Annotated in this window: 12 protein-coding genes; 11 read left to right on the top strand and 1 reads right to left on the bottom strand. The window is 39.3% G+C overall.

Translation table 11 applies throughout. The features are described 5' to 3' along the window. Window positions 1–1339 precede the first annotated feature (1339 nt). Both SNE25_RS23100 and SNE25_RS23095 read left to right on the top strand, forming a co-directional pair. Window positions 1340–2401: a sugar kinase gene (locus SNE25_RS23100; protein WP_321561375.1), complete on the top strand. Its 1062-nt coding sequence runs from the start codon at window positions 1340–1342 to the stop codon at window positions 2399–2401. Then, on the top strand, window positions 2388–3050 hold the full coding sequence (locus SNE25_RS23095) for a bifunctional 4-hydroxy-2-oxoglutarate aldolase/2-dehydro-3-deoxy-phosphogluconate aldolase (RefSeq protein ID WP_321561374.1): 663 nt from the start codon (window positions 2388–2390) through the stop codon (window positions 3048–3050). The genes SNE25_RS23100 and SNE25_RS23095 overlap by 14 nt, the downstream gene beginning before the upstream one ends. 45 nt (window positions 3051–3095) lie before the next feature. On the opposite strand, the gene SNE25_RS23090 is transcribed toward SNE25_RS23095, so the two are convergent. Continuing rightward, a complete protein-coding gene (locus SNE25_RS23090) occupies window positions 3096–3974 on the bottom strand; it encodes an AraC family transcriptional regulator (protein ID WP_321561373.1) in 879 nt (292 codons plus the stop codon). 200 nt (window positions 3975–4174) lie between these two features. Between SNE25_RS23090 and SNE25_RS23085 the strand changes: the two genes are divergently transcribed. The 9 genes from SNE25_RS23085 (at window position 4175) to SNE25_RS23045 (ending at window position 17202) form a co-directional block, all read left to right on the top strand. Then, window positions 4175–7201, top strand: a complete 3027-nt coding sequence (locus tag SNE25_RS23085) for a SusC/RagA family TonB-linked outer membrane protein (protein WP_321561372.1) — start codon at window positions 4175–4177, stop codon at window positions 7199–7201. 13 nt (window positions 7202–7214) lie between these two features. After that, window positions 7215–8729, top strand: a complete 1515-nt coding sequence (locus SNE25_RS23080) for a RagB/SusD family nutrient uptake outer membrane protein (RefSeq protein WP_321561371.1) — start codon at window positions 7215–7217, stop codon at window positions 8727–8729. Between the two features lie 88 nt (window positions 8730–8817). Continuing rightward, window positions 8818–10227 carry a sugar porter family MFS transporter gene (locus tag SNE25_RS23075; RefSeq protein ID WP_321561370.1) on the top strand — a complete coding sequence of 470 codons (1410 nt, stop codon included), beginning with the start codon at window positions 8818–8820 and terminating at the stop codon, window positions 10225–10227. 40 nt (window positions 10228–10267) lie between these two features. Continuing rightward, window positions 10268–12955, top strand: a complete 2688-nt coding sequence (locus SNE25_RS23070; protein ID WP_321561369.1) for a glycoside hydrolase family 38 N-terminal domain-containing protein — start codon at window positions 10268–10270, stop codon at window positions 12953–12955. Window positions 12956–12964: 9 nt separating this feature from the next. After that, the gene (locus tag SNE25_RS23065; RefSeq protein ID WP_321561368.1) at window positions 12965–14134 is read left to right on the top strand and encodes a M24 family metallopeptidase; all 1170 of its coding nucleotides are present in this window, start codon (window positions 12965–12967) and stop codon (window positions 14132–14134) included. A 21-nt stretch (window positions 14135–14155) separates the two neighbouring features. Continuing rightward, window positions 14156–14953, top strand: a complete 798-nt coding sequence (locus tag SNE25_RS23060; RefSeq protein WP_321561367.1) for an SDR family NAD(P)-dependent oxidoreductase — start codon at window positions 14156–14158, stop codon at window positions 14951–14953. Between the two features lie 9 nt (window positions 14954–14962). After that, the gene (locus SNE25_RS23055; protein WP_321561366.1) at window positions 14963–15373 is read left to right on the top strand and encodes a hypothetical protein; all 411 of its coding nucleotides are present in this window, start codon (window positions 14963–14965) and stop codon (window positions 15371–15373) included. A 50-nt stretch (window positions 15374–15423) separates the two neighbouring features. After that, complete coding sequence (locus tag SNE25_RS23050) at window positions 15424–16116, top strand: RraA family protein (RefSeq protein WP_321561365.1); 693 nt, start codon at window positions 15424–15426, stop codon at window positions 16114–16116. A 30-nt stretch (window positions 16117–16146) separates the two neighbouring features. Next, the gene (locus tag SNE25_RS23045) at window positions 16147–17202 is read left to right on the top strand and encodes a mannonate dehydratase (protein ID WP_321561364.1); all 1056 of its coding nucleotides are present in this window, start codon (window positions 16147–16149) and stop codon (window positions 17200–17202) included. The last annotated feature ends 278 nt before the right edge of the window (window positions 17203–17480 follow it).

The raw sequence follows: 17480 nt of genomic DNA, 5'->3' as shown, positions 1-17480 counted from the left end.
AATATGAAACCATGCAATGATCTTTTTTTAAAGTTTAGAAATAAATGATAAAAAATATATCATCAATTTGATACCCCTCATAAACATCAATGTTAATTGGGGGGGCACTTTGCCTGAATAAAATGTTATCAACAATTTTATCGGTCAAAAAAAGCGTGAAATATCAACTTGATTAAATGACCATCGATATCAAAGTTCATTTAGCTTTAAAGAAAAGAAAGTGACTATCAAAAAGGCTATTTGTATATTGGAAAAAAATAACATTAACGTTGATGCCGACGAGGCTACTGTTATTTTGAATTTTCTCTGCGTTATTGCGAAATCTACCCAGTTGCACGAAGTGGCTCCCGACTTAAATAACCTGAACAGGAAATCGAACTCCGAAAAAATGTCATTTCTCAATAATTTGAGTGAAAATAGACCCAATTTAAAATTACTATAGAGTCATGCCGGAAAATTTCGAACTCTTTTTTGTGGTGACCTAACGACGCGGTTATCATTTTCTTATGGGCAAAAAAAAAGGAGGCAACACCTATGTGTTGTCTCCTTAAGTGACGTTGCGACCACAGTTTTCGAACCTTTTTATGGAGGATTTGAGGAAATTGGCTGCTTTGCCGGGATAGTAAAATAGATATCTACCTATAAAATGGCTGATGTATTAATTGCCAAGGATTCGACGTTTGAGAAAATGCATTGATAAAACACAATTGATGAGTAAAATCAACCGATCAGCCATATTGCTAAGTTTGATCCTCGTTCTCATTAATTTCGGTCAAATACATAGAACGATAGTTTGACATAGCTTTTTTGTTTTCGTAAATTAATCTATCTGTAATATGTGACATTATCGTAGCCATTGATAATATCAATCACTTCTTTAGAAATTGTCAAATTCTCAATATTCTCCGTTATGAAAAAGAGCATTAATGGGGTTTCATTAACAACGCGACCGAATGCAACGTCATTACTATTACGAAGTTCAAGAATCTTAACTATAGTCTGAGTATCATAGATATTGATATGTCGTTGATCGCCTCATTTCGGAATAGCAAACAAGCCATTTCGTTACACTTGACTATATTAATCTGTTATCCTTACCCAACACAACTATTTGATTTAATGCGCATGGAATGGCTTGGTCTAGCCATCCGGACTATTCAAGTATATTAATAAAATACTTTAAGTATCAATTAATAGAGTGTTACAATTATAGTTCCAACCAATATACTTTTGGATTTTTATTGAAACTAATTCCCCTCAATTAGGCGAAGAACAATGCTTTTGCCTAATTAACTGGATTCAGTTTTCGTAAATCCGGACATTAAGTGTAATCCTGATAATGATTAATATGAGCAAAATAATAATAAAACAGGCCGATGGTAGAATATTATCATTTGGCGAACTATTGCTACGTATCATGCCAGACACTAAGGGTCGGTGGATTGAACAAAAAAATCTGCCCTTTTTTATTGGAGGTGCTGAGCTTAATGTAGCTTCTGCTCTCTCTCTTTGGGGCATGCCTTCTGCCTATCTTACCGCATTACCGCTCAATAATGTTTCGGAACAATTAATTAGTCACCTCAATGAAAAAGGCATTGATTTATCTAATGTGCTTTATCACGGTGAAAGAATTGGCCTTTACTTTCTAAACAACGGCGATGACCTGAAACACGGTGGTGCAATATATGATCGCGCTCATAGTGCTTATGCTGATCTCCACGTAGGTCAGATTAATTGGGAGGATGCCTTAAACGGGGTAGGGTGGTTACATTTTAGCGCTATTTGCCCGGCCTTGAGCCAAAATTCAGCTGATATTTGTTTAGAAGCGTTAGAAGTAGCTAAACGTAAAAATGTAACGATTTCTATAGACCTGAATTATCGGCCTAAACTTTGGCAATATGGAAAAAAACCTACACAAATTATGCCTCAGCTTGCCCGGTATGCCGATTTGCTCATGGGTAACCTTTGGGCCTTCAATACCATGTTGGATATCCCTTTAAGTCCGGGATTTAAAAATGCTGCAGTTGAAAATAAAACAGCATATATGAACGAAGCCGAATCTCTATCGAAAGAAATTATTAAGCAATATCCAAAATGCAAGGTTGTGGCCAATACCTTCCGCTTTGATACCCTGAACGGCCTTATTTATTATTCAACACTATTTACGGATGACTTTCTTTGTGTTTCCACGGAATATAATGCACTAAATATTGTAAATAAAGTGGGTAGCGGAGATTGTTATATGGCCGGACTGATTTATGGATTTTATAATGGAATGTCTGCAAAGGAAGTATTGGAATTTGCTACAGCCGCTGGTTTTACAAAATTATTTGTTCAGGGTGATGCAACCGATAAAGATGTTCTGGAAATTCAAGAAGCTATTCAAAATGAAAAAAAATAAACAGAATTTAATCGCAGCTATCGCACATCAGGGGGTTTTGCCACTGTTTTATTGTCATTCTGTGGAGGTAAGCGCTGAAATTATACGACTAATATACAAAACAGGTATAAGGGTGGTCGAATATACTAACAGGGGAGAAGCCGCATTGGACAATTTTTCGATCTTAAAAAAAATACAGGAAGTCGAAATGCCCGATTTATTCCTGGGTATTGGTACCGTCAAATCTGCTCAGGATGCAGAAAACTTTATTTCTGCAGGTGCTGACTTTTTGGTAGCGCCTATTGTCAATACTGATGTAGCGGATTTGGCAAAACAAAATGATTTGTTATGGATACCTGGGTGTATGACGCCTACTGAAATCTTTAATGCCCAGAGTTTAGGGGCCCAATTGGTTAAACTTTTCCCGGCAGGGGTGTTAGGGACTAATTTTTTATCCGCCGTTCGGGAGTTATTCCCGAATATGCTCTTTATGGCTACTGGTGGAATAGATTTGGAACGGAGAAATATTAGATCCTGGTTTCGGGCGGGTGTTTGCGCTATCGGTATGGGTAACAAGTTAATCAGCAAAAAAATACTCGATGAGGAAAACTATAACGAATTATTTAATAATCTATACAAGGTTATAAATCTGGTAACATTATCAAGGTAAATTATTGTCTGATTGTGACTATCTCCAAATAGTCATTTTTACCCCTTAACTTTGTAAATCAATACAATGCTTTCTATATTCCCGAGGGATTTTACCGGTGAAATGTTTAAAGAATTTATTGAAATTTGTAAAGTTTTGAAAACCTGATAAATAGCAAATCTCTGAGATGGGGATTTCAAGATCCTGCAATAATTTACAGGCATGTCCTATCCGTATTTCATTTAAGAATGAACTAAAGCATTTTTGCGTTCTTTTTTTAAAAAAACCGGAAAACGCCGGCGGGGTCATATTTGCAATTTCTGCAATTTCATTTAAAGAAATTGGTTTAGCGAAGTTCTGCATGATATATTTTAAAACCTTGTTCATTCTTTCTGTATCCTTTTCATTTAGGTTATGCGTAAAGCCCACGGAAGCCAGTGGTTCAAATTCCTTTGACTCAATAAGAATATTCATGATCTCCAGAAACTCGATGGTTTTAGAAAAACCATTTTTCTCCATGATACGATTCAGTTTTAAAGTTACCTCCTCCTGGGTTTTTCCGTAAAACCTTATTCCCCTTTTGGCCTTTTCCAGTAACTTTTGGGTCTTCAATATCACGATATCATCACCCGCAGTCTTCATCAAAAAGTCGTACGGAAAATAAATAACAACCGCTTTTGCCAATTTATTTTCGGAAGGGTTGTTTAAAACAGAAGGATCATTATACCAAATATGAGGAAGATTAGGACTCATCAAAACCAGATCACCCGCTGAGAAATTATCAATATTATCTCCCACCATCCTTTTTCCCCAGCTATCAACCACATAATTTAATTCACATAAATTGTGAAAATGGAAGGGGGAACTATAGTGATGCTCCTCAATTTTCTTAATTAAGAGGGAATTAATGTCATCGTTCCCAATTTTAATCAGATTAGGTTTCATGAAGTTTTAATGAATTTTCAGGGTTTGTTTATGTGTTTAAATGTAATGTTTTTTTAATAATACATGGATGAAATTAAATATATGATTAAAATAGTTTAAGTATCCATTAAATGAATTTTAAAAACCTGCTTGAAACCCAAGTATTTTTGAATTACCAATATAAATTCAAATAAACCTAATTAACACTAAAATTTAAATTAATGAAAGGAAATCTACATCTCAATGGATCTGGAAAACTTTGGGTTTTAATTTGTTTAAGCCTATCGATTTTCGCCCTCAGCGTAAGAGCCCAGGAATCAAGAACAGTTTCCGGGATTATCATCGACGAAAATAAACTACCCTTGCCCGGCGTAACTGTAATGGAAAAGGGCACGGCAAATGCCACCCCATCTAATGATAAAGGTGCATTTTCATTAAGGGTAAAAACCAACGCTATCCTCGTGTTCCGCAGCACTGGATATAAATCACAAGAGGTGGCTGTACATACACAGACAGTCATCAATATTTCCATGGTGTCTGAAAATACCGCACTGAAAGACGTAGTGGTAATCGGTTATGGAACACAGCGGAAAGTAGACGTAACAGGTTCTGTGGCCTCTGTTAGCAGTGCGATAATTACCGAAAGGCCATCTCCAAATGCACTTGGTGCACTGCAAGGTCAGGTTCCTGGCTTAAGCATTACTTCTAATTCCGGTCGTCCTGGCGATATGCGTGTGAATATAAGGGGATTTAACTCTATCAATGCTTCCAATAACCCACTGTTTGTAGTAGACGGAGTAATTGGCGTAGATTATTCTACCATTAACCCTAACGATATTGCAACCATTGATGTTTTGAAAGATGCTTCTTCAACAGCAATTTATGGAGCAAGAGGTTCGGGTGGTGTAATTATCATTACGACCAAGCGCGGCAAGGACGGGAAGGCTGTAGTAAACTTAAGTCTTACAGGAGGATATAATGTATTGCCAAGAGAGATACCGTTATTGAATTCAACACAATATCAAGCCATGGAAAGGGCAGCTTATGCTTTTGTTCCCGGCAGGGCATATCCGGATTTTGCAAAACTGGAGCCGCTGCTGTACAATGCCGATGGTACTCCTAAATATAATACCGACTGGCAGAAAGAAGTATACAAACCGAGTTTTTCTCAAAATGATAATTTGTCGATCTCCGGGGGTAATTCTGACTTGAAATATAATATGAACTATGGGTATCAGAATGACCAAGCTTTAATGTTATTTACTTATAATAAAAAATATTCAGCAAGAATCAACCTTGATGCAAAAGTTAACGACTGGCTTACTACTGGCTTAAACTTATCAGGTGTTTCATCAAAGGAAAGAATACAAGATGATGGGGTAGGTGGTTTAACAGCCCCACGCGAAGTCATGGAAGCTTTTCCGATGATTCCTGTAAAACTGCCTGATGGTAAATGGGGAGGTAACTTTATGCATTTAAATTCCGAAGGCGCTGATAACCCGGTAAATCTTTTAACCAACTATTATAATATTCATAACAGGATCAATGTTTTAGCGAACACCTATTTCAATATCCGTTTATCGGATAATCTGGAATTCAAGACCAGCTTCTCAGCAGAAAGCTATACCGATGAAAATGACTACGCTTCCAGCGGTTCGGCTGTGCAGCGAGGCCTTTATCAGAATATATCCGCAGGTATAAATTCGGAGAAGTCACTTTACTGGCAGAGTTCGAGCTATTTTACCTACAAAAAGCAATTCAATAAGGCAAATAACTTAAATGTTGTTTTAGGTACGGAGTGGGCAAAAAAGCATGATCAAATAGTTGGTGCTTCCGCGTCAAATTTTGATAGTGATTTTTATTTATGGAATAACCTGGGTGCTGGAATAGTTCCCAATCCGCCCACATCCAGCGCTTATGACTGGCAAATTCACTCTTATTTTTCCCGTGTAACTTATTCCTTGTCAGATAAATATTTGTTCACCGCAACAGGCCGATACGACGGATCTTCCAAGTTTGGTGCAAACCACAAATATGCATTTTTTCCCTCTGCTGCTGCTGCATGGCGGGTATCAGAAGAAAACTTTTTAAAGGATTCTAAAACCATAAGCAATTTGAAATTAAGAATAAGCTATGGCAGCACCGGAAATTCTGAGATTGGACAATACCAGTCTATTGGAGCTTTGTCGTCTAATACAGCGATATTTGCAGGGAACCGCGCTGGCGGTGAAGTACAAGGTACAATTCCTAACCCCAATCTTAAATGGGAAAAGACGGATCAGGCCGACTTGGGTGTAGATTTAGGCTTGTTTAACAACCGTATCAATCTTACAGCAGACGTTTACAACAAGATTACAAATGGTCTGTTATTGTATGCCCCGGTTCCTTTATCATCGGGATTTGATAATGTTTTAACCAATATAGGATCGGTACGCAACAGGGGTTTTGAATTGGCTCTGAACACAAACAATATTGTAGGTGCTTTTAACTGGAGTACTACTTTAAATTTCTCAGCTAATAGAAACAAAATATTAGCATTAGGCTTGCACAATGAGGATATTTTTCCAGGCCCGTCATTTCTTGACCAAACCAATATATTACGGGTTGGACAGCCAGTTGGAACTTTTTACGGACTTACCCGTTTGGGAACCTGGGGTACCGATGAAGCTGCACAGGCTGCATTGGTTGGTGCCAAACCTGGCGATATAAAGGATTCGGATACCAAGTCTATTTTGGGTCATGCTTATCCGAATTTTGTATCAGAATTCATCAATAGATTTTCATATAAAAACTTTGAACTGGTTGTCGATATTCAGGTAAGTCAGGGTAATAATGTATTAAACCTTGGATATGCTACTTCCGAAGACAGACAAACCCTTGCCAACGGTTATACGACTGTTCTGAACGCCTGGACACCTGCAAATCAAAATACCAGCATTGCACAGGTAAGATTAAATGGTGATGGCCCTTCATTACGTCAGGATAGTCACTATGTTCAGGATGGATCTTTCATTCGGGGCAAGAATATTTCACTATCATACACTGTACCGAAAAGCCTTTGCAATGCCTTGCATTTAAAGAATTTGCGCCTGTTTACAGGGGTGCAAAATGCTTTCCTGATTACTAAATATAAAACAGGCTACGATCCTGAAGTATCAACTTACCCACAGCCATTCGCTTATGGGATAGAGTTCTATGCTCAGCCAAAAGCCAGGACATTTAATTTTGGTTTAAATGCCACTTTATAATTAAAAAATTAAGATGATGAAAAAAATAATAATATTATCAATTGCGCTTTTCAGCATATCTGCAATTTCATGCAACAAATTTTTGGATGAAAAGCCCGCAAGTTTTTATACTCCGGAAAATTATTACAAAAGCTACCAGCAGGCACAAAACGCTGTAAATGGTATCTATGCTTTTACGCGTGATTTCTATGCAGCTGTGGGCCTTTATGAAGAAGATGCCATGCTTATGCTGGAAAATCCAACCGGTCAGGCGAAAAGTGATATCAATCAATCTAATAACAATGCCAACTTGCGGAACCTGGCCATGCAAACTACAGATCTTTATTTTAATGTATGGTGGCGCAGTTCCTATAAAGGTATTAACGCGGCAAATCTGGCTATTCAGAATATACCTTTAATTTCATCCTCCATTGTTACCGATGTGCAAAAAAATCAGTTACTGGGACAAGCCAAATTTTTGCGGGCATGGTTCTATTTTAACCTGGTCAGAGAGTTTGGCGATGTTCCTTTAGTTACCGAACCTACCACCAGTGCAACGGGACTTCAGATACCACGCACAGCTACGAAAGACGTTTATGAAAAACTGATTGTGCCTGATTTACTTGCTGCAGAAAAAAGCGGATTACCCTTTTCAGATAATACGGGAAAAGTAGCTATTGGGGCAGTAAAGTCACTTTTAGCAAAGGTTTATGAGACAATGGCAGGTTTCCCTTTGCAGCAAAAGGACAAATTGCCACTGGCTAAACAAGAGGCTTTGGATGTAATTAACTCGGGGAAATATACACTTTACCAGAACTATGATCAGTTCCGCGACGCGGCAAATGATAATAAAATGGAGAACATTTTTATGGTGCAATTTGCGCCTGCAATTGCAGGGAACCCGATGTTTTCCTTTACGCTCCCAAGTTTCAGTTTCATTTCTAACGGACAGCAAGAAATAGGTACACTTTTGCCGGAAGATACTTTTTTTGCATCATATAGCGCATCTGATAAGCGGAAACAGGAAAAGCAGTTCTTTTTTTCTCATGCCCCCAATTTTTCAACAGGGGTGGATGTGCAGTTCAAAAACGGGCAACATATTTACAAGTTTTGGGATGACGTGGCTCAGGCGAGTGGGCAATATTCCGGTAAATGTTTCCCTATAATACGTCTTTCGGATATCATGCTTCTCTATGCTGAAGCTCAAAATGAGGCAGACGGGACTGCAGATGCAAATAGTTATAGTTATATTAATGCGATACGCGCAAGGGCAAATTTGGCGCCTTTGACCGGCTTAAGCCAAGACCAGTTTCGCCAGGCTGTGTGGCGCGAAAGAAACCATGAACTTTGTTTTGAAAACATCACCTGGTTTGACATGGTAAGAACAAGGATGGTATACGATACGAAAAATGATGCTTTTGTTCCCATGGTGGGATATACTTTCCCTGGTAACAACACCGCAAAATTTCAGGCTAAACATTACTTATTCCCGATACCTCAGGCAGAAATAGATGCGAACCCAAAGCTTACCCAGAATCTGGGATATTAGAAAGCTTATTAATTACCTTTAGTGTACAATCTGAACTAAATTATAAAAAACAACAAAAAGACTTAAAAATTTTACACAACCTAATAGCATGAAATTACAGGGCAACGCATATGTAACACTGATTTGTTTTACAGCTGGATTAGGCGGGTTTTTGTTTGGGTTTGACACAGCTGTTATATCCGGAGCGATTAACTTTTTGCGAAACCAGTTTCATTTATCTGCTGTTATGGAAGGTTGGTTAATGAGTTCTGCGTTATTGGGTTGTGTATTTGGAGCCTCGATTTCGGGCTATTTGGCCGACAAATATGGACGAAGGCTCATATTGCTTTCTTCAGCGATCTTATTTATTGTATCTGCTATCGGTTGTGCCATTGCCATAACCCCGGCCTTCCTTGTAATTGCAAGGATCGTCGGGGGTATCGGAGTTGGCTTCGCCGCTATGGTTGCCCCTATGTTCATTTCCGAACTGTCACCTGCAAAATTAAGGGGTAGGTTGGTTTCACTATATCAGCTTGCCATTACTTTAGGAATTTTATGTTCTTATTTATCAAACTCATTCCTTTTGAACTATGCAAGCAATGGGGCTGCAAGCGCCAGTAGTTTTATGCATTACTACCTGGTGGCTGAAGTTTGGCGGGGAATGCTGGGCTCAAACATGGTGCCTGCGTTATTGTTTTTCATATTTCTGTTGTTTGTGCCAGAAAGCCCCAGATGGTTGGTAAAAATGGGCAAAACCGCTGAAGCAGGAAGGATTCTTGAACGTGTAAATGGGAAAGATTCAGCTGAATCTGAATTGTTTGAAATAGAAAAAGCCATTTCGGGAGAAACGGGGAGTTTCAGGCAACTGTTGGAACCAGGTATGCGTGTTGCTTTGCTAATCGGTTTGGCTTTGCCTTTTTTAAGCCAGCTATCAGGAATCACTACCGTGATGTATTATGCACCCGCTATTTTTGAAAAAGCGGGATTAAAGGCAGGCTCCGCGATGGGCAGCGCGTCTGTAATTGGTTTCTTCAATATGATATTTACACTGTTAGCCATTTGGAAGATTGATAAATGGGGAAGAAAGCCATTGTTGATATGGGGGTTCATTGGGCTAAGTGTTGCATTGTTTTTGATAGGCTGGGCATTTACCCGTGAAAGTGTTGCAGGAAATGTTCTGCTTAGCTCGTTTATATACTATATCGCCGTTTTTGCTTCTACGCTGGGGCCAGGGGTATGGGTAGTGATCTCTGAAATTTACCCAACAAAAATACGGGGCAGGGCAATGTCTATGGCAACCCTGTCTTTGTTCCTGGGTTCAACATTTGTAACGCAAACTTATCCAATTCTAAGAGACTCGATAGGCGTAGGAAATGTTTTCCTTTTATATGGATTGGTAATGTTGCCGGCAGCATATTTTGTGAAAAAATATGTGCCTGAGACTAAGGGAGAGTCACTTGAAGAAATTGAACATTACTGGAAGGAAAATACAAAACTGTCCTCGATTGAGCAGGAATAAAAAATATTTTATGAGTTATTCGATAATTAAAAATCATCAAATGAAAAAACTAATCATATCAACTATAATACTTTCCTATGGTTGCATGGTCAATTTATACGCACAAACCAATTACCGGCCGCATGGATCAAAAAATACGGATCATTCTTACTTTAAAAAAGGCACCGTCAATTTCATAAGTTCCAGCCATCAGGATATAGCCTGGATGGATTCCATCGCAGCTTGTGAAAAATTCAGAGATGAAAAAATGATTACCCCGGTTTTGGCGATCATGAAGACAAATCCTGATTATTGTTTTCGCGTAGAAGATGCCTTGAGTTTACGGGAATATTTGAAAAGACACCCCGATCGGTATAACGACATCCTGAAATATACCAAAGAGGGAAGACTGGAATGGGGAGGCACTTATAATATGCCTTATGAATCCATGTATGATGGGGAAGCATTGATCCGTGAAACTTATTTGGGGAGGAAATGGTTAAAAAAAATACTTCCTGGCTGTGATTTTACCGTGGCCTCAAATGAAGATGTCCCAGGAAGGGCTATGCAAATGCCACAAATATTGGCCAAAGCAGGAATAAAGTATCTCGATATTTCAAGACACGAGGCAGGCATTTACCGTTGGTACAGTCCTGATGGCAGCAATGTGTTGATGTATACTCCCGGCCATTATGATGGTTCTGGCAGGGATATATGGGACGTAAAAACAGATAAAAAAAAGAAAGAAGGGGTAATTAATCACCTTAATGCTTGGGATGTGTATTTCAAAACAAACAAATTCAAACCGGCGCTTCCTATTCTTATTTCTTCCGATTGGTTACAACCTATGGAATTTAGCTCTTTGATGGCATCATGGAATAAATCTGCAAAAAGCGAAGGATTACCTCAACTGAAATTTTCGAGTTCGGCCGCCTCATTTAAAGGCCTTGATGCGCCAAACGCGCGGTACGAAAAATTGATCGGTGAACGCCCCAATGTTTGGTTATATATCCACGGGCCCACACACGAACATGCCTTAACAGACTCAAGGATGGCTAACAGAACGCTTACAGCAGCCGAAAAATTTGCTGCGATTAACGCCACTATTCGAAATGATTTTTCGAACTATCCCGAAAAAGATTTTACCACAGCCTGGGAAAATGCTATTTATCCCGATCATGGCTGGGGTGGAAAACATGGAGATATGACCGACCTGACATTTAGGAATAAGTTTGAAAATGCTTACACTATAGCTAATGATATATTAAAAAAGAGTTTAACTTCTATCACGCAATCAATAGGCTTTAATAAAAAGGGTCGCGCTATTGTAGTTTTTAATCCATTATCATGGGAGCGGAGCGATAAGGTAGAGGTGAGTGTAAATGTGTATGGGCAAGATACCCTGTCCTATAAGATTATTGACGCAGCCTCTGGCATTGAAGTTCCGAGTCAGCTTGTAAAAGCAAAACCCGCCAACGGATCAGACGAAGTGATAACGCTCGCTTTTGTTGCAAGTAAAGTACCATCGCTTGGATATAAAAGTTATTACCTGCAACCATATATAAATGGGTTGAATAAAAATGGAGTCCCTTTAGCGCCAACCAATGCATCTGCCATTAACGCCACAGCTAATATAAATGTATATGAGAATAAATTTTATAAAGTTGAATTTGCCGATGGTGGTCTCAAAAGCGTTTTCGATAAAGATCTGCAAACAGAGCTTTTGGAGCCTAAGAAGTTATTAGGGGGCGAAATATTCCAGCTGGAATCAATAGGTAATGGAGCTGGGGAATTCAATGATGTGCAACCGGTAACAATGAATGGTTTTGAAAAAGTAAGCCAATATAAACCCAAATGGAATTGTGTAGAATACGGACCTGTACGTAAAACATGGGAGCTCACTCAGCAAACAAAATTTGCCACCATCCATCAAACGGTGACGTTATATGACGACCTAAAGCAGATTGATTTTAAAGCGGAGATCTTAGGGTTTTCCGGCGAACGCTACCGCGAGTACAGGATGGCTTTCCCGTTAAAGCAAACACAATCAAAAGTTGCTTATGAGGTTCCAATGGGCGTAGTAGAGGTTGGAAAGAGCGAAATAAAAGGTGCTGCAGGGTTTTCTTATGGTGTTCAGGATTATTCTACGGAATGCAGTAAGGTTCATCCGCGTGAGGTTCAGGACTGGTTTAATGCAAGTAAAAATAACACATCAGTTACCATTAGCAGTTCTGTTGCAGTATTTGATTGGATTGATGCCACAGATTCTACCAATATCAATACCGTTCTTCAGCCTATTTTATTATCAAGCCGTAAAAGTTGTCATAGTGAAGGCAACTATTATTTGCAAACCGGTAATCATTCTTTTCAGTTTAGCTTAACATCCAATCAAGGCGACTGGCAAAATAGTGTGCATTCAGGGAAACAGCAAAATCAACCCCTTCAACCCGTAGTATTGAACGTAGATCAACTTAGGCCTGGTTTGCCCCTGAACTTTAGTTTCGCCGGTGTAACTGGTGATAATCTTGTTATTTCAACAATAAAGAAATCTGAAGATGAGAATAACATCATTATGCGCTTGGTTGATATGCGGGGTAAAACCGTTGATGCCAAAATAAACTGGTTTGGTAAAATAAATTCAGTTAGCAGTACCAATATAATAGAGGAAGACGATACGCCGGTTAAAGCACATGAAGGCATCCAGTTAAAGATTAAACCTTACTCAATTGAAACCATACGCATTAAATAACCGATCGAAATGAATGTGCAAAAACGCCTGATGTTTCAGCAAATTATAAAACAACATTCACTTGGAGCTCTTGTTTTTTGGAGACCCGACGAACTGGTGCTTGCTTTGGGATATATGCCCCAGTGGGGCCTGTCATTCCTGGTATATACAAGAGATGATGCACCGGTTTTATTTGTTCCTGAGCTGGAACCGGATGATATCCTGCCAGGTAATATAGAAATAAGAAAATTCCCATGGGGAAACATTAATTGTGCTGATCCATGGAAGGATTTATTTAGTCAGCTTAAAGATTTAATAGGTAAAAGAGGGCTGAATAAATATCCGGTTTCTTTTATAAAAAATATTGGAGGCACTGCCCCTTGCAGAATGTCGGGCGAGCAGCCTCATTTGCCTTATGATCTGATTGAACAATTGCTTGGCTTAAGTGATTCCGGTTTTAATGATGTGACTAACGATTTGCTGAAACTCTATTTATATAAAAATGAGGAAGATGTAAGGTGTTTGAAACTTGTTCATGAAGTTGCAGCTATGGCCATACAAACATTCTACAATAATCTAAAAGTTGGTAATTCCGAAGCGATTATTGCATCAGCAATAGAAATGGAAGTGCAGACCATGACCGGTAAAAACGGGGCTCACTTTGCAAAAGCGTGGCCCCTGATCCAATCCGGTGTTAATGCTGCCTTTGGGGGCAGATTTAACAGAACGACCGGGAGAATACTGGAAGAAAGCGAAATGATAATGCTGGAAATGAGTGTTTGTGTAAATGGTTACTGGGCTGATATTACCCATACCGGGCAAACAAGTGTAGTGTCTGACCATCAAAAAAAAATTTTCAATACGGTTTTTGAAGCACAGCAATTGGCCATATCCATGATGAAACCAGGTGTTAAAATGGGAGAAGTTGATGCTGCTGCCAGAACGTATATTGATAAAGCAGGTTTCGGTCATCTCTACAATCATGCGTTGGGGCATCATGTCGGCTTCAGGTATCACGATCCGGGGCCAACTTTATCGCCAGGTTCGGTTGGTGTTTTAGAGGAAGGAATGTTATTGACCGTTGAACCTGGTATTTATGGAATGGAAATTAATGGCGGGGTAAGAATTGAGGATAATGTTTTAATTACAGCTGACGGCTGCCTCGTTTTATCTGATTACCCTAAATGGTTGAGCATTTGATCAAATTGATAATTAAAAAATATGATAAATAACAGTATCGATTTAAAAAATAAAAGAGTTCTCGTCACCGGGGCGAGCCAAGGCATTGGCGCGGGGATATGCCATGCCATGGCTGCTTGCGGCGCAGATATATTGGTCAATTATCTTCATGATCAGCAGGCAGCAGAAGCGGTGGTAAGCGATTTGAAGACTTTATATGGGGTAAAGGCATCTTGTTTTCGTACGGATGTTGCTGATCAGGCATCCGTTGTAGCGATGTTTGAATTTGCTGATCAGGTTTTGGGCGGGATCGATATTTTAGTGAATAATGCTGCCTGTGAAACAATAGAGCATGCCCTGCACCTGAATTTGGATGATTGGGACAGGGTATTCAATGTTGATTTACGGGGCGCATTTATCTGTTCACAAGAGGCAGGTAAAAGAATGGTAGATCAAAACAGTGGTGTTATCATCAATATTTCATCTATTCATGATAAAGTACCCAGAAAAGGGCTGATCCATTATTGCGCTGCTAAAGCAGGATTAAATATGATGACAAAGTGCCTTGCGCTCGAATTAGCTGAACGTAACATTCGCGTAGTTTCCGTCTCTCCCGGAGCCATAGAAACTGAAATGAACAGGGAGGAGATCGATAAATTCGGCAGAGAGAAATTTAATAACTGGATCCCTTTGGGTAGAGTTGGACTTGTTGATGATGTGGCATGGACCTGTGCATTTCTGGCCAGTGATAAAGCGGCCTACTATACTGCGACAGAAATATATATTGATGGGGGATATAAAGAAAGCACAATTCCTTATGATCCCAGGCCAAAGAAATAAAGACAGAAAATGTTAATCGAAACGTACATATACAAAGGAGAGGGTTATGATCCCTTTTTGATTCGGGATAACTGGCAGGTGGCGAAATTAAATTACATGCCGGGCCAGGGTTTTACAGACATTGTTAAGATCGATAAACATACGCAGACAGATGAGGTATTTATCCTGCTAAAAGGGACGGCGGTATTGATAGCAGCAGAGCGTAATGGAAATGCCTATTCTTTTTACTGTCTTAAAATGCAGCCTGGAATTACCTATAACATCAAGGCTAATACCTGGCACAATATAGCTATGGATACTGACGCGGAGCTAATCATTGTTGAGAATAGCAATACGCATGTTCACGATTGTATTTATGTGCCCTTAAACGACAATGAGAAGATTGATTTGTTCGATATTATTCAATCTGCCTTAAAATAACTGTTCAATCAAATACTTTTTTACCAGAAATTCAAAAGATATAACAAATAATGGAACCCAATAATAATAATAATAACAATCCGATCTGGAAAAATGATGCACAGCTAATTGAGCTCTTCAAAAGAGAATTGTACACACCTGTTGTGGGAGATATACTTGATGAATTGGGCTGTTATCATCAGTTTCTGCCACAGCCCATCAAACCGGTCAATGATGGAGATAAGCTTATCGGCAGGGCTATGACGGTATTGATGATCGATGTATATGGCCCGCAAAAACAGCCGTTTGGCAAGCTTACAGAAGCTCTCGATCAGTTAAAAGAAGGCGAAATTTATGTGGCAACCGGTGGTGACATGCGCTGCGCTTACTGGGGAGAAATACTTACAGCAACCGCAAAAAAGAGAGGCGCTGTAGGGGCCGTCATTAATGGATTTTACCGGGACTCCGAAAAAGTGATGGAGCAGCACTGGCCGGTTTTCAGCAGGGGAAGATACGCCCAGGACTCTGGTGTCAGGACACAGGTTGCTGATTATAATTGTGATATCCAGATGGGTGATGTTTGGATAAAGCCTGGTGATTTGATCTTTGGGGATTTAGATGGGGTACTTGTTATTCCGGCTAAATATGAAGTGGAAGTCGTAAATAAGGCACTTATCAAAGCGCGTGGAGAAAAACTGGTACGAAAGGAAATAGAAAATGGGATGTCCAGCACCGATGCCTTTAAGAAATACGGGATACTTTAAGTGTCGTTTTTGATCTTAGGAAATACAACTATGAAATTAGGATTGGGTTTATATAAACATATGCTGAATAAACAGCATTTTGATTTTGCCAAACAATGTGGGTGTACGCATTTGATTGTGCACCTGGTAGATTATTTTAATAAAGGGAATCAAATAAGCAATAATGATCAGCCGATAGGTGACGGCTCGGGCTGGGGGAAAGCTGGCGACCCTGATAAGATTTGGTCAGTGGAAGAGTTGTTGGATTTAAAAAGAGAAATAAATAGCTCAGGCCTTGAATTAGAAGCCATTGAAAATTTTGACCCCGCAAACTGGCATGATATTTTATTAGACGGACCCCGCAAAAAGCAACAAATGGAAGATGTGAAGCAGATCATCAGGAATGTTGGGAAAGCGGGGATTCCCATAATGGGTTATAACTTCAGCCTCGCAGGTGTAAGCAGCCGCATAACCGGAGGATTCGCACGCGGAAAGGCTACTTCTGTAGGAATGGATGGAATAGATGACAGACCGATTCCAAATGGGATGGTATGGAATATGGTCTATGAAACCAATGCTGAAAAAGGATATATGCAATCGATAACGCATCACGAGCTATGGTCAAGACTGAATTATTTTTTGGATGAGTTGGTTCCGGTAGCAGAAGAGGCGGGCGTAGTACTCGCCGCCCATCCGGATGACCCACCCGTGCCTGTGCTGAGGGGTACCCCGAGGTTGGTGTATCAGCCTGATATGTATCAAAAGCTATTAAATATTAAGCCCTCAAAATCGAATGCTTTAGAATTTTGTTTGGGATCTATCGCCGAGATGACCGAAGGAGATGTCTATCAGGCTACAGAACAATATGCAGATCATATTGCCTATATCCATTTTAGGAATGTAAAAGGTAAAGCACCGCACTACAGGGAAGTATTTGTTGATGAAGGAGATATTGATATGTTCAAAATATTGAAAATTTTAAAAAGTAAGAATTTTAAAGGGGTATTGATCCCGGATCACAGCCCACAAATTTCGTGTGATGCACCCTGGCATGCGGGGATGGCTTATACATTAGGGTTTATGAACGCAGCATTAAAGATGATATAGGAATATAAAGGAATCTTCACTACAATTAGGGGTATTTGACTATATCTTTTAATAAATTTGGAATTAAATTATATGTTCATATGTTTGTACATATAAAGCTTATTATTTCCTGGATCTATTTGGGCGGGTTTAGACTATCTCGCAACCAATTCTTTAATTATGACAGTGTGGTTGCTTGGTAACGGAATTTTCCTTAGCAAAAGATATAGCTGTCAAACAAATTAGGTTACAATAAATGATGTCAAAATGGTCTCTATTTAGAAACCATTTCTAAACTA

Source organism: Mucilaginibacter sabulilitoris, from assembly GCF_034262375.1.
In the GTDB taxonomy this organism is placed as follows: Bacteria; Bacteroidota; Bacteroidia; order Sphingobacteriales; family Sphingobacteriaceae; genus Mucilaginibacter; species Mucilaginibacter sabulilitoris.
Note: the sequence above shows the minus strand (reverse complement) of the source record. Positions and strands in the feature narration are given on the sequence as shown.